Source organism: Shewanella piezotolerans WP3, from assembly GCF_000014885.1.
Classification (GTDB): domain Bacteria; phylum Pseudomonadota; class Gammaproteobacteria; order Enterobacterales; family Shewanellaceae; genus Shewanella; species Shewanella piezotolerans.
In genome coordinates, this window is record NC_011566.1 from 2,793,971 (window position 1) to 2,808,073 (window position 14,103).

At 40.8% G+C, this 14,103-nt stretch carries 9 protein-coding genes; 6 read left to right on the forward strand and 3 right to left on the reverse strand.

Going from position 1 to position 14,103, the window contains the following annotated elements:
- Positions 1–37: 37 nt before the first annotated feature.
- The 4 genes from SWP_RS12005 to SWP_RS12020 all read left to right on the forward strand — a co-directional run bounded on the left by SWP_RS12005 (position 38) and on the right by SWP_RS12020 (position 4,339).
- The gene (locus SWP_RS12005; protein WP_044555883.1) at positions 38–346 is read left to right on the forward strand and encodes a hypothetical protein; all 309 of its coding nucleotides are present in this window, start codon (positions 38–40) and stop codon (positions 344–346) included.
- A complete protein-coding gene (locus tag SWP_RS12010) occupies positions 346–2,388 on the forward strand; it encodes a sulfatase-like hydrolase/transferase (protein ID WP_020912754.1) in 2,043 nt (680 codons plus the stop codon). Before SWP_RS12005 ends, SWP_RS12010 begins: the two co-directional genes overlap by 1 nt.
- Positions 2,389–3,127: 739 nt before the next feature.
- Entirely contained in the window at positions 3,128–3,838 is a 711-nt protein-coding gene (locus SWP_RS24180; protein ID WP_228371155.1) for an O-antigen ligase family protein, read from the forward strand.
- 81 nt (positions 3,839–3,919) lie between these two features.
- Entirely contained in the window at positions 3,920–4,339 is a 420-nt protein-coding gene (locus SWP_RS12020; protein WP_044556411.1) for a secondary thiamine-phosphate synthase enzyme YjbQ, read from the forward strand.
- A 132-nt stretch (positions 4,340–4,471) separates the two neighbouring features.
- Here the strand turns inward: SWP_RS12020 and SWP_RS12025 are convergent, their stop codons facing one another.
- The 3 genes from SWP_RS12025 to SWP_RS12035 all read right to left on the reverse strand — a co-directional run bounded on the left by SWP_RS12025 (position 4,472) and on the right by SWP_RS12035 (position 8,787).
- Positions 4,472–5,689 carry an RsmB/NOP family class I SAM-dependent RNA methyltransferase gene (locus tag SWP_RS12025; RefSeq protein WP_044555885.1) on the reverse strand — a complete coding sequence of 406 codons (1,218 nt, stop codon included), beginning with the start codon at positions 5,687–5,689 and terminating at the stop codon, positions 4,472–4,474.
- Between the two features lie 151 nt (positions 5,690–5,840).
- Positions 5,841–7,103 (reverse strand): sugar MFS transporter, encoded by a 1,263-nt coding sequence (locus SWP_RS12030; RefSeq protein WP_020912759.1) that lies wholly within the window; start codon positions 7,101–7,103, stop codon positions 5,841–5,843.
- A gap of 52 nt (positions 7,104–7,155) precedes the next feature.
- Positions 7,156–8,787: an alpha-glucosidase gene (locus tag SWP_RS12035; RefSeq protein ID WP_020912760.1), complete on the reverse strand. Its 1,632-nt coding sequence runs from the start codon at positions 8,785–8,787 to the stop codon at positions 7,156–7,158.
- Between the two features lie 472 nt (positions 8,788–9,259).
- Between SWP_RS12035 and SWP_RS12040 the strand changes: the two genes are divergently transcribed.
- Both SWP_RS12040 and SWP_RS12045 read left to right on the forward strand, forming a co-directional pair.
- Positions 9,260–12,082: a TonB-dependent receptor gene (locus SWP_RS12040; RefSeq protein ID WP_020912761.1), complete on the forward strand. Its 2,823-nt coding sequence runs from the start codon at positions 9,260–9,262 to the stop codon at positions 12,080–12,082.
- 80 nt (positions 12,083–12,162) lie between these two features.
- Entirely contained in the window at positions 12,163–14,082 is a 1,920-nt protein-coding gene (locus tag SWP_RS12045) for a glycoside hydrolase family 13 protein (protein ID WP_228371060.1), read from the forward strand.
- Positions 14,083–14,103: the final 21 nt, after the last annotated feature.

Consider the following 14,103-nt stretch of genomic DNA (forward strand, 5'->3'; position numbering starts at 1 on the left):
CCATCTATACTTAAAGGTAATACCATACATAATTATCATGAAAATTATGAACTTAGATAATATAGATAACTATAAATATAAATTTACATCCGCAAGGTTTATAAAAACAACGGTGCTAATGTTACTCATCATTAGTGTTGTAGGTATACACGTTTCAGCAGTATTAAACACCTTCAAAGAAGTAAAAGCAGTTAAGACAGATAACCCTTCAGGTTCAACTCTCGCTGAGCGATACTTAATTCTTGGCGATTGGCCCGCAAATCGACAACATACTCTCCATGATTTTAGCTCAAATTATCAAATCACAAAAAGTGCTAAAAGTGCTGAAAATGAGGAGGTCCAATAATGAGCGAAGTCTCTAACCACTCATTCCTCAGAATTGCGATCCGTACAGTAGCAATTTTGTCCCTATTTACCATAGCTCTCATCAATTATCGAAGCAGCGTTCTTCCCTACTCGGCTTTCTCAGTTGCTAATGCCATGACGCTTATAGATATTGAGCATTTTAAAAGTATTGGATTGATAAAAGATATTGTTTATTTTTTTACCGTTGTAATGGTCATTCATATATTTTGGTCCTTATTGATAACAGTTACGTTCTATTCAATACGAGCTAAAGGTAGTTTTGAGTTACAGAATGAACTCCTATGGTTATTGCTCGTTTTATGTCACATAACATTTGTAGTAGGGTTAAACTCATACTTATACCCGACATCTATCAGCGCTTATTTCAGAGGCTATGTATACTCTGAACCAGCATTCCTAATAGTACTTGGTATTATTTTGTTCATATTATTCTCAATTGGCTTAACTCGAATAAAGCATACATTCTCAATTTCAAAATTAGTCTTAATTTTATCTCTATTTATAACGTATCCATTTATAACGGCTCTAAAACCTCAGATTACAGTAGACAAGCCCAATATAATAATTGTAGGCGTTGACGGCCTCAGACCTGATCACCTTGCCTACGAGGGGGCACCAATACGTTACGCCCCCTTTATAAATTCACTGCTGTCGAAATCTGAAATTTATAACAGCAGTTATAGCCCTCAGGGCAGAACTTATGTTGCATGGATGAGTATTCTTACGGGTCAATATCCAAAAACTAATGGAGCAAGGTTCAACTTAGCCCCACCAGAGCTCATCAATAAGCGATTACCACTACTTAATGCCCTTCATAGTAATGGTTACCACTCTTCATATGCTATGGATGAGAGACGCTTTAACCAAATTGATGAATCTTACGGATTCAAAAGCACTGCAGGCCCTAAAATTGGTGCCGCCGACGCATTTATATCAAGTTTCGCAGATTTGCCTTACATTAACATACTATTAAACCACCCCTATTCCGGATACGCTTTTCCTTATCTACATAATAATCGTGCTTATGGGAAGGCTTATCAGCCCAATCTTTTTAATAAAGAAGTTATAAAGACCTTGAGCACAGACACCCCAAATCTATTAGCAGTTCATTTCTGTCAGTTACACTGGCCCTATACTTCGGTTAACTTTATAGAAAACCAAGCCAATGAGTGGAGAGGGAATTATAGCCATTATATGTATAAAGCTATGCTCAGAAAAGTAGACAGCCAACTTGCACACTTTTTTTCAGAGTTAGCACGTTTAAAATATTTGAATAACGCTATTGTTTATTTCATTTCAGACCATGGCGAGGGCTTTAAATTAAACGCAAGCATTGATACTGAGCAATCAGAAGGTATCCCCGCATTACAATCGTGGGGGCATGGAACCAATGTATTAGATCAAACTCAATCAAAGGTACTGCTTGCAAAAATGAAATTTGAAGATGGCAGAGTTATTGGGAATGCAAATATAATTGAAGGACTTTTTTCACTTATAGACATATTACCCTCAATTAATAAAGAGCTAAATCTTAATCTTGCAGAGCCACTAGATGGAATTCCTCTACCTGTAAAAACAAAGAGTAAGCACTCTGACAGATACCTATTTGTTGAATCTTCATTGCCCTTAAAGGCTATAAATGCGAGTTTTATCGATGAAAAGAAAGTTGTGTCAGAAGTTGGCTCTAGTTATGTAGTGCTACCGTCGGGAAAGGCTATCATGAAACCAGAAGACTACATAACATTGCTCTCCCGAAAACAACGTTCGGTATATCAAGGAAAACATCAACTTGCATTGCTGCCAGAGTCAGACAGTTTAGTGTTACTCGATTTTGCTAACAAAGATGCTAGGGTCATAATAGAAGAAGAAAATGATTTAAGAGTCAACAAACTACTGATTAGACTATGTCAGTTTTACAAAGACGATTTTGGTTTTGATAAATCAAATCGCTGTGCGGGCTTAAAGACTGCCAGCCATGAAAATGGCAAGGGGCTCAATCGAACAGTTAATAATGCCAATTAGCAAAATTTTTACGCAGCATTTGAAAAATTAGATTATACCAAGTTATCTACAATAAATATTGTTCCTTCATATCTCCTATAAAAGCGACTATGAAGTAAAACCTTAAGCATTGCATTGAAAAATATTAGGCGGCTATGGATAAACCACAACAGAATAACTTAGTAAAAGTAAACTTAAGTGAGGTATTTACAACCACACTAAAAGTAATGCTGTTTGCTGTAACGCTCGTGGCGGTAGCGCGCACTTCTTAGTGGAGTTTTCTGTGGCTAAAATAGAACTAGTGTTTATTTCACTATATTTATTCAATAAGGTTATAAAAACAATAGATTTTAAACAAAGAAAATCACTATCAACACTAGACAAATATCTACTAATTATACTTATAATTTCGATATCGATATCTACTATTACTAATAATTATCTAGCACCTGAACAAGTTAAGCTAACAGTAGTGTCATTTAGCATTATCTTTTCTTTGTTACACATAGTTTTTCTATTCTGCTTAATTGGCGTATGTACTTCTTTGAGAATAAAATTAACTGATTACAGTCAAATACTGTCTTATACGATCTCATTTTTATGTTTGCTTTTTATTTTTATGCAAACAACAGAGTATCCGTCTCGCCTTTATGAAGGCCATGCTAACCAAGGAGTACCTTTTTTTTCCAATGCACGGTACTTGGGATATTTAGTTACCGCATCTTCATCAATGCTTGTCATAGACGTCCTTCGAACAGATATGACTCTTAGGAAGTACCTTTTCGTTTGTCTTCTTTTTATCACGAATCTAGGCATGTTAGTTTGGCTTGGAGGGCGTGGGTCATTAGTCGCTTTTACTACTACAGTACTATTATACCTCGCTTACTTAACGCTTTTAGGACAGTTACAACTTCAGCGGTTATGCTTATTGCTAGCTCTAGTGATAACTTCATTTTACCTTGCATATATCTGTTCTGTTTTTTATTGGAATGGCCCATATAGTTTTTTGCGTTCAATGTTAACAGATTCGCAGGAAACACCTTTTAGCATCAATAAACTCACTTCAAATCGTATTGCCATTTGGACTCAAGCTATTGAAGCAATTGCAGAAAATCCCTGGTTCGGTTTTGGTGCTGAAGGATATCGTTTTCATCCACTGCATATATTTGGACTCCAGCCGCATAATGTATTCCTACAATTATTAGTTAGCTATGGCACATTGGGTACGAGCATCTTCATATACTTTTATGTTAAGGCAGTATCAATAGCAATAAAGCAAGTATTACAGCAGGCTAATCAATTCATGCTTGATAGCCGCACAGCCTTGATAGTCATTGTAAGCCTGTCGATACATGGACTAGTCGACGGTACGTTTTACCATTCCCAGCCACTATTTTTATTAATCCTTTCATTTGCGACAGTTTTAACTGTAAATATTAGAAACGCCAAATTAAACAACAGCTCTCAATAGAGAGAGTAATTAGCGTTTAGAAGTATGCTCTATAGGGCTATAATCTTTGTTAATAGACATAACTGGCGGACATCAATAGCGATGTGGATACAAAAATCTATCTCTTTAAAAGCTAGACATAGAGGGTTTCACCTAATCACCGAGGAAATAGAACTCAGTTTAAAGGAAATGGCTCAAATTCATATTGGTACAGCTCACATTTTGCTGCAGCATACCTCAGCCTCTCTGTCATTAAACGAGAACGCAGACCCTAGTGTACGGGTTGATTTTGAGTCCTTTATTAATCGTTTGGTACCAGAACGAGCCGCTTACTACACCCATACTTATGAGGGAGATGATGATATGCCGGCACATCTCAAATCAAGTCTACTTGGAGTCAGTTTAACGCTGCCGATAACCAATGGGCGCTTTAACCTTGGAACCTGGCAAGGTATATATTTAGGCGAGCATAGGGATTATGGCGGGTCGCGCAATATTTTGATCACCTTACAGGGTGAATAACATTTGCCCAAAGGGAACGACTATTCAATCTGGTATATTTTGCAAGGTGGAACAGCCTATAGCATTAGATTTTAGATAACAAAAAGAGCGCATCAAGCGCTCTTTTTTTTTAAATGTTGGCCAATCGCAAGCTTATGCTTCAGCGATACGCTCTAGTTTAGCGTAGTAAAAACCATCAAACCCCGTTTCAGCTGGACTAATGTTCTCATCTTCTATAAATCGAAAATGCTTATTCTCAGCTAGAAATGCATCGACTTGATGGCGATTCTCCTCAGGCATAATAGAGCAAGTAGCATAAATCAAAATTCCGCCGACTTTGACCATTCTGCTATAACTTTGCAAAATGTGCTTTTGCAGCTCAACCAGAACGGGTAATCGCTCAGGAGTATCACGCCATTTAGCATCAGGGTTGCGTTTTAGTACCCCAAGCCCTGAACATGGCACATCAAGCAGCACTCGGTCAGCAGACAATTTAAGACGCTTAATCGTTTTGCTACTGGCAATAATGCGTGTCTCTACATTATGAGCAGCCGCTCGTCGAGCTCGCTGCTTAAGGTTATCTAGTTTCCATTGTTCTACGTCCATCGCGAGCAAACGACCTTTGCCCTCCATTTGCGCAGAGATAGACAGTGTTTTACCGCCTGCTCCAGCACAAGCATCAACAACTCGCATACCCGGTTTTGCATCAAGGGCTTTAGCAATAAGTTGGGAGCCAGCATCTTGCTGTTCAAACCAACCTTTCTTAAAACATTCGGTTCTAAACAGTGCTGAATCTGATACCACTTCTAAAGCAGTCTCTACTCCTTCAACTTCTACAGTTTGCACCCGCTCATTACGCAATTTTTTCGCTAATTCATCGCGAGTACACTTAAGAGTGTTAACACGTAAAAAGCGTTTAGCTGGTTTGTTAAGCGCTGCTCGCTCTGCTGGCCAGCGATCACCCATTTGCGCCTGTCCCATCTCATCTAGCCAATCAGGACAACCATCCCACAATACGGGTTTCTGCTTTGCGGTTTCAATACGTGTTGCCAGTTCTTGCTCATCGACTTGCAGAGCATATTTCATTTTCGGCAGCGGTAACTGGTGAAATAGATGCCATACGTTTAACAAACGCGATCCCATTCTCGCCATCTCTTCTGGCTTTACGTCAGACAAAAAGCAGTAAAGGTTTAAACGTCTTAAGATAGCACCAGTGACGAGTGTGATCCGCCCTTGCTCAGAAGGTTCTAGTTGCAGCCCCGAAAAGTGCTGCGAATAAGCGCGATCCAGTGGCTTTCCCTCTTTTAATACAAGGTCAAGAATACTAATCACAAGTTCTGTAGAGCTAGGGGATAAAGACGAATTCAACATTAAAAAGTTACCATAGAGAGAAATCGCAGCGATCATAGGAGCAAAGAGCTAAATACGCAAGCTTACTCGCGAAAAGTCGCAATAAAAAAGCGACTTCATACAAGTCGCTTTTTATTAGCACCAACAAGCGCTAAATCGCTAATCTAAAATCCTATAGTTTAGAACCTTTAGCTCCGTAGTATAGAATAAAGCCATAGCAGATAACCGGGAGGATAAACGCTGGTTGGATCCCCATACTGTCGGCCATAACACCTTGTAGCAAAGGTACAATCGCACCACCGACAATCGCTAAGCATAGAAAGCCACTACCTTGAGAAGTATGCGGGCCTAAGTCACGTAGCGCTAGACTAAAGATAGTCGGGAACATAATTGAGTTGAACAGTCCAACCGCAAGTATTGACCACATTGCAACTTCACCAGTGGTATTCATCGCGATAACAACAAGGCTTGCCGCCATAAATGCATTAAAGGCCAACACTGTTCCAGCGGGGATTTTTTGCATCACCGCCGAACCAATAAAGCGACCAACCATCGCTCCCCCCCAGTAGTAAGCAATATATTTTGCAGCGTCAGCTTCCTGCATACCGACAATATGCTTTTCACCTAAAAAGTTGACTAGGAAACTACCTATTGATACTTCAGCACCTACATAAACAAATATCCCCACCGCGCCGAGTACTAAATGCTTGTACTGACCAGCGCTAGTTTTACCGTTTTTGTCTGCTATTCCTTCAACAGCTTCTGTATGAGCTTTTATGACTGGCAGTTTTAGCTTTGAGAATATAATCGCTAAAGTTGCTAACATTGCTGACAGTAGCAGATAAGGCAATTTGACCACTTCTGCTTCCGCTTGCATTTGTGAAAGCCCTGATTGCGCTTCTACCGCTACAGATAATATTAATATTGCACCAAAATATGGGGCGACTGTAGTACCAAGTGCATTAAACGCTTGAGTCAGGTTTAAACGACTGGAAGCCGTTTCGACACTACCTAATGCATTTACATAAGGGTTAGCTGCAACCTGTAAAATAGTGATCCCCGATGCAAGCACAAATAGTGCGCCTAAAAATAGTGGGTAAACTGCTAAGGCTGCTGCAGGATAAAACAAGGCACATCCTATACTTGCAATAACTAGCCCAGTGATAATCCCACGCTGATAGCCCATGGTCTTAACTAACTTACCTGCTGGCACTGACACTAAAAAATAGGCACCAAAGAAGCAAAACTGGATTAGCATTGCTTCAGTATAGCTAAGCGAAAAAACCGCTTTTAGGTGCGGGATCAAAATATCATTTAAGCAGGTTATAAAGCCCCACATGAAAAACAGTGAAGTGAGTGAAACCAATGCAAAGCGATAACTGCCGTTATCGCCAGATGTTACTGCCGCAGTACTAGAACTAAAAGATGAAGCCATATTATTTTCTCTCTTATCAGGTCAATCTTCATAAGGTGAAGTCGTTTAAAGGCTAATTTTTTTTGCCAAGCTTGGCGTAAAAGCTGCCGTAGGGTGGCAATGTCAATACTCCGTTGTTGATGTTACCCGTTACCAAACCATGGTCGATAAACTCAAGTTCCACTTCAACACTAGGTAGCAGTACCGACTGCTCCACTTCGCCCAAATTGAAACAGACTAAATAGCAGATGTTGTCATCGCTTCGAATAAAACACAGCGTTGGTTCAGGGGTATCTATAAAGCGAATGTCACCATCAATGAGTACAGGATGTTGTTTTCGCCAAGCAAGGAAAGCTCTATACCTGTTTAAAATGGAGTCCTTATTCAGCTCTTGGCTTTCTACAGCCAACGAATAATGCTCTTTTGCAACAGGTAACCAAGGCAAGCCATCACTAAAGCCAGCGTTAAGCATTTGATTAGACCAAGGCATCGGGGTGCGACAGCCATCTCGACCTTTGAACATTGGCCAAAATGCAATACCGAATGGGTCTTGCAGTTGTTCAAAATCAATTTTAGCTTCAGTTAACCCAAGCTCTTCGCCTTGATAACTGCAAACACTACCTCTAAGGGAACATAGCAAGGCATTGAGCATCTTTATCATATCGGTAGATGCTCGTCCTTGACCCCACCGTGAAGCCACCCGCTGTACATCATGGTTACCAATAGCCCAACATGGCCATCCATCACCTATCCGGCCTTCTAGCGCTTCAACGGTTTCCCGAATGTAACTTGCGCTGTAGTCATTGGTTAATAGTTCAAAACTATAAGCCATATGCAATCTGTCATTACCTTGGGTGTATTCAGCCATTGTGGCTAACGAATCTTCTGAAGATACTTCCCCTAGGGTTACTGCACCGGGATAATGATTAATCAGTGCCCGTAACTCTTCTATAAAGCTAACTGTTTCAGGCCGCGTATTGTTGAAGTAGTGATACTGATAAGCATATGGATTATCTTCACTAAACCCGCGACCCTGACGCTTGTCTTTGGGCTTTGCCGGGTTATCACGGAGAAGATCATCATGAAAGCAGAACGTAATAGCATCGAGCCTAAAGCCATCAACGCCCTTATCTAACCAGAATTTCACATTGGCAAGCACGGCAGTGCGCACTTGCGGATTGTGAAAATTAAGATCGGGTTGGCTAGTTAAAAAGTTATGCAAGTAATATTGCTGCCGTCTAGGCTCCCATTCCCAAGCGCAGCCACCAAAAATGGCCAGCCAGTTATTAGGCGCTGTACCATCTTCTTTCGGCTCAGCCCAAACGTACCAATCTTGTTTTTTATTCGTTCTATCTTGCCTACTCTCGATAAACCATTGATGTTGATCGGACGTATGACTCAGTACCTGGTCTATAACAACTTTAATGTCCAGTGAGTGTGCCTTGGCGATCAATTCATCAAAATCAGCCATATTACCGAACATTGGGTCAATGTCTCGATAATCACTAATATCATAACCAAAGTCATTCATTGGCGAAGTAAAAAAAGGCGACACCCAGATTGCATCAACATTCAAGCTAGCAATGTAATCCAGCTTCTTAATAATCCCTTGTAGATCTCCAACTCCATCACCATTTGTGTCCAACATACTGCGTGGATAGATTTGATAGATGACAGCTCCTCGCCACCATGTAAGTTGATCCATTCTTGCCCCTTAACACTCAATATTTAAAACTAACAAACCCTACCGTTAGTTAAAACAATGTTGCCACTAAAGATTAGTGGCTTTTGTTGTTAGAATGTTGGCAGCATACGTGATTTGCGAAATAGGGTTCAATATCTCTGCATACGTATGTAATAAAGCTGGTAGCTAACACCAAACGCCACATAAAAATAATCCCACATAAAAACAACAACTAAACAAGATTAAAGCGAACTATCATCCTTGATAAAAAACCGTTTTCCGATGTTGTTTTGGACCAGTAAAATGATTGAATACGTATGCATAACATTGTTATGGTCAGAATCTCGGGAGTAGTATCTTCACCGTTGCGCAACAATATACTTATAAACGCTGCAAATATGTTGTAACACGTGCGCTTCTGTACCCAATTTTGTTACAACGTCAGTGATAATTAAAAAGTAACTAGCCGACAGTCTAGTTAAAGGGGATGAAGATGTTGCAATTTAAACCTAGCGTGCTGACCTTAGCATTAGTGGCTGCTGGCGCGAGTATGAGCAGTTACGCTGCAGAAGAAGTCAAAGCAAAAAAAGACGAGAAAGCACAAGAAGAGCAAATAGAAGTTATTGAGGTTAAGGGTTTTAGAACCAGTGTCATTAAATCGCTTAATGTAAAACGTTTTGCTGATACCGTCTCAGAAAGCATTTCAGCGGATGACTTAGGCGCCTTGCCTGATCAATCTATCGCTGACGCTCTAACTCGTCTACCTGGTGTGACAGCTGTCAGAACCGGCGGTCAAGCCAGTGGTTTGAACATTCGCGGCTTAGATGGAGATTTCGTTTTCGCCACGTTAAACGGCCGTGAACAGGTAACTACTGGCGGTAAACGCGCAGTTGAGTTTGACCAATACCCTTCCGAATTGATCACTCAAGCCCAAGTCTACAAATCACAAAAGGCTTCACTTATTGAAGGTGGCGTTGCTGGTACTGTAGAACTAAAAACGGCAGACCCGCTACAAAATGACAAAGAACACTCTTTTGTCGTCAACATGCGCGGTAGTTTCAATGACCAAGCAGCAGATATAGCCGATGCAGAAGAATTCGGCAACCGCTTAAGTTTTTCATATCAAGGTAAATACTTAGAAGATACTTTAGGCGTAGCAATTGGATATGCTCACCTCTACCAACCTTATGTAGCCAGTCAATTCATTGGCCTTAGGTTTAATGATGATTCACGCGACATTAATGGAGACGGTGAAGCAGAATCAATTAGCGAAGGCTTTGAGATGCAGCAAAAAGGCGGTGAAGATACCCGCGATGGTTATATGGGTGCAATCCATTGGCAACCTAATGATAACTGGAGCATCAAAGGCGATGTATTCCATTCAAAGTTCGATTCAGAAAACTTTGCCCGCGGTTTTCGCGTAAAGTCGCTTAAAAATGGCGAGATCAGCAACGCTACGGTCCAAAATGGTTCAATGACAGGCGGCACAGTATCGACCGATGGCACAGACAACTTTGCGGTATTTGTCGTCAATGATAACGATTCCAAATACTCTAGCCTAACTTCAGGTGCGTTTAACATCACCTGGAATAATGGCGATGCACTGACCGTAGCTGCAGATATTAGCTACTCAAAAGCTGATGGCGAGTTTGTTAATGGTGGCACCAGAGCAGTCATTTATGATGATATCGATAACCAAATTCGTGCGTCTGAATCGATTGATTACCAATTGAACGGTCTGAATCCTGCAGATATCAGTTTAGACAAAAGTTATACCGATACGGCCACGCTAGGACTTAGAGAAGTCGGTATGTGGCCATATGATCAACAAAACGATCTTATCGCTTATAAACTCGATTTTAATTATGTATTAGACAATGACTTTATCTCTTCCGTTGATTTTGGCGTCCGATATTCACAACGAGAATTTAACGCTCAGCGCTCTCAAGCTGGCTATGGCTTTGAGTATGGCGACAACCCTGCTAATCAGCCTGTTCTGCATCTAACAGATGATATGACTGATGTGGTTAACTTCGGTGGCGATCTTTCAAGCTACCCAAGCTTCCTAAAAATTGATTTTAATAAAGCGGTTGATCTAGTTAACCAACAACTTGCTGCTACCGGGCAAGATCCATTTACCCCAACGGCAAATTGGAGCAACAACTGGACAATGATCCAAAGTGGTTCGGTTAATGAAGACGTATTAGCCGGTTATGTGCAAGCTAATCTAAACATGGAGATAGGCAGCTTACCCATTACCGGTAATATAGGCGTACGTGTCGTCAATACCGACCAGTCAAGTAAAGGCTTGCAACAAGTTGGTTTTGGTTTAGGCGAAGAGATAGTCGATGAAAAAGGTGTCATTAGCACCGATTATATTCGTAATGAAGTCGGTAAAACCTATACCGATTACCTGCCTTCAATGAACTTGAATTTTCACCTTACTGATAATGACCAAATTCGTTTTGCTGCTGCTTCAGTTATGGCGCGACCACCTATCGATAAGCTAAAATCAGGTATGGGCTCTTGGTATGATGATTCAGCAACACCAGGATACAAAAAGTACAACGCATGGGGTAATACCAGTCCACTTCTTGACCCGTTTTATGCAGACCAATTCGATCTGTCCTATGAGCATTACTTTGAAGACAGCGAAGGGGCAATTGCCCTAGCCGTTTTCTACAAAGACATTAAGTCATTTATCAATAACTTTACTATTCAACCATTTGATTTTGAACAAGCAGGTTTTATTGTTCCAGATACTATTGTCGATAATGGTGTTGAATTCCCGGTGGTAAAGGATGAAGGTCAATACCAAACTGCGATCAATAACGACAATGGCGGCTACATCCGCGGTGTTGAACTTGCTTATACGCAAATCTTTGATTTTTTACCTGGCGCATTTGCAGGCTTAGGTTTCACAGGGAGTTACTCATACTCAGACAGTGAAGTAGAGTTTGAAACTGACCTAAGTGGTCAATCACTCGCTATCCCTCTTCCTGGTTTATCAGAACATGTTGCTAACACAACACTGTTCTACACATTGGAAGGTTTTGATACTCGCGTCAGCATGCGCTACAGAAGTGAATATGTTTCAGAGCAAGTTGCAGTTGAATCTCAACTTGCATTCTTTGATGCAGAAACAATATTTGATTACCAAGCGTCCTATGGGATGGAAAATGGCTTAAAGTTATTATTCCAAGTAAACAACCTTACTGATGAACCAAACAAAACCTACTTTGGCCAGCCACAACAAACTGGAACAATTCAAACTTTCGGTCGTCAATATTACTTAGGATTTAGCTACAGCATGTAATCCTAGTTTACCAAAGCCTATTTCTATCAAGAAGTAGGCTTTTTTGCTTAAAAGGCTTTATACCCAACAAGGCTCTAATCATGAACTCATCGCTCGCGACAACGATTTCGATATTCTTCATTACTGCTTTAATGCAAAATTGTCAGGCTGCCAACTCGTCATCGCGAGCTTCAAAGCAAACCTTAAAAACAGAGCAACTTAGAGTTGAACCGGAGTTCTGGTGGGCGGATATGGTCAATCCAACACTTGAGCTGATGCTTCACGGCGACAATATCGCGTCAATGCAAGCATCCTTACAGACTCTTACCAATATCAACATCATTGAACAATCACGCTCAGAAAATCCAAACTACTTGTTTATAAAGCTATCTTTAAAAGACGCAAAGGCGCAGACCATTACTTTTTCGCTTACAAAAGATAACACTCAAATGCATCGGTTTGATTATCAAATCAAGCAACGACGTGCAGCTTCTAGCCAGCGACAAGGTTTTGATAACAGTGATGTTATCTACCTAATAACGCCAGATCGCTTCGTGAACGGCGATACATCCAATGATAACCACAGTTCAATGCTTGAAAAGGTCAATAGAGCAGATAAAGATGGCCGTCATGGTGGTGATATACAAGGTATTATTAACAGCCTAGATTACTTACAAGAGCTTGGCGTCACTCAGCTTTGGGTCAACCCATTGCTAGAAAATAATCAACAGCAATACTCCTACCACGGCTACTCTACAACGGATCACTATAAAATTGACCCACGTTTTGGCAGTAACGCAGATTATCGCCAACTGAGTGATGCAGCTAAAGATAGAGGTATTGGGATCATCAAAGATATCATCGTTAACCATATTGGCTCTAATCATTGGTGGATGAAAGATATTCCTAGCCAAACCTGGATCAATGGATTGGCTTCAGCTCAGGCAATGGATACCAGTAACTTACCTTTTACCACACACCGCCGAACGACTGTACAAGATCCCTACTCAGCTCCAAGCGATTTGAGCAACTTCGTCAATGGCTGGTTTGTTGATAGTATGCCTGATTTAAACCAGACTGATGAAAAACTAGCAACCTACCTGATTCAAAACAGTATCTGGTGGGTTGAGTACGCCAATTTATCCGGCATTCGCGAAGATACCTATTCCTACGCCGATAAAGCGTTTTTGGCGCAATGGTCAAAAGCGATTATGGCAGAGTATCCCAAGTTTAATATTGTCGGCGAAGAGTGGACGAGCAACCCAATAACTGTCTCCTATTGGCAGAGGGGAAAAGTCAACCAAGATGGTTATGTTTCCCATCTGCCTAGTTTAATGGACTTTCCACTATATGAAACCATGCTGAAAGCCTTTAATAGTCCAGAGTCTTGGGACAAAGGTTTTATTGAGTTATATGAAATGATGGCAAACGATGTGGTCTACGCCGATCCTACAAACCTTGTGTTATTTGAAGGCAACCACGATACCAACCGTTTATTCAGCCTTTTAGATAACAATTTATCCCGCTTCAAGATGGCAATGGCGTACACATTGACCTCTAATCGTATTCCGCAGGTTTTTTACGGTACAGAAGTGTTAATGGAAAGCCCAGTAGAGGGTCGACACGACGGCGCTGTAAGAGCTGACTTCCCTGGTGGTTGGTCATCGGATACTAGCAACGCAATCACTCAGCTAGGATTGAACTCACAGCAGTTAGACGCCCAGCATTTTGTGCGTAAATTGCTCAATTTCAGGAGGCACTCATCTGCTATTCATAACGGTAAGCTGGTTCATTACGTGCCCAAAAACGGCATTTACGTATACTTTAGAGCAAATAAGACAGAAACGGTGATGGTGGTAATGAACAAAAACCATGAGCAGACAACTCTAGATAGCGCAAGATTCAAAACACAGTTGAAAGACTTTTCAACTGCAACGGACGTGGTAACTGGCCAGTCGCAAAATATTTTAAACAACTTAAAAATCCCAGCCAATTCGGTGTTAGTGCTAAGCCTAAAATAATCAAAAAAACAACAAAATTAA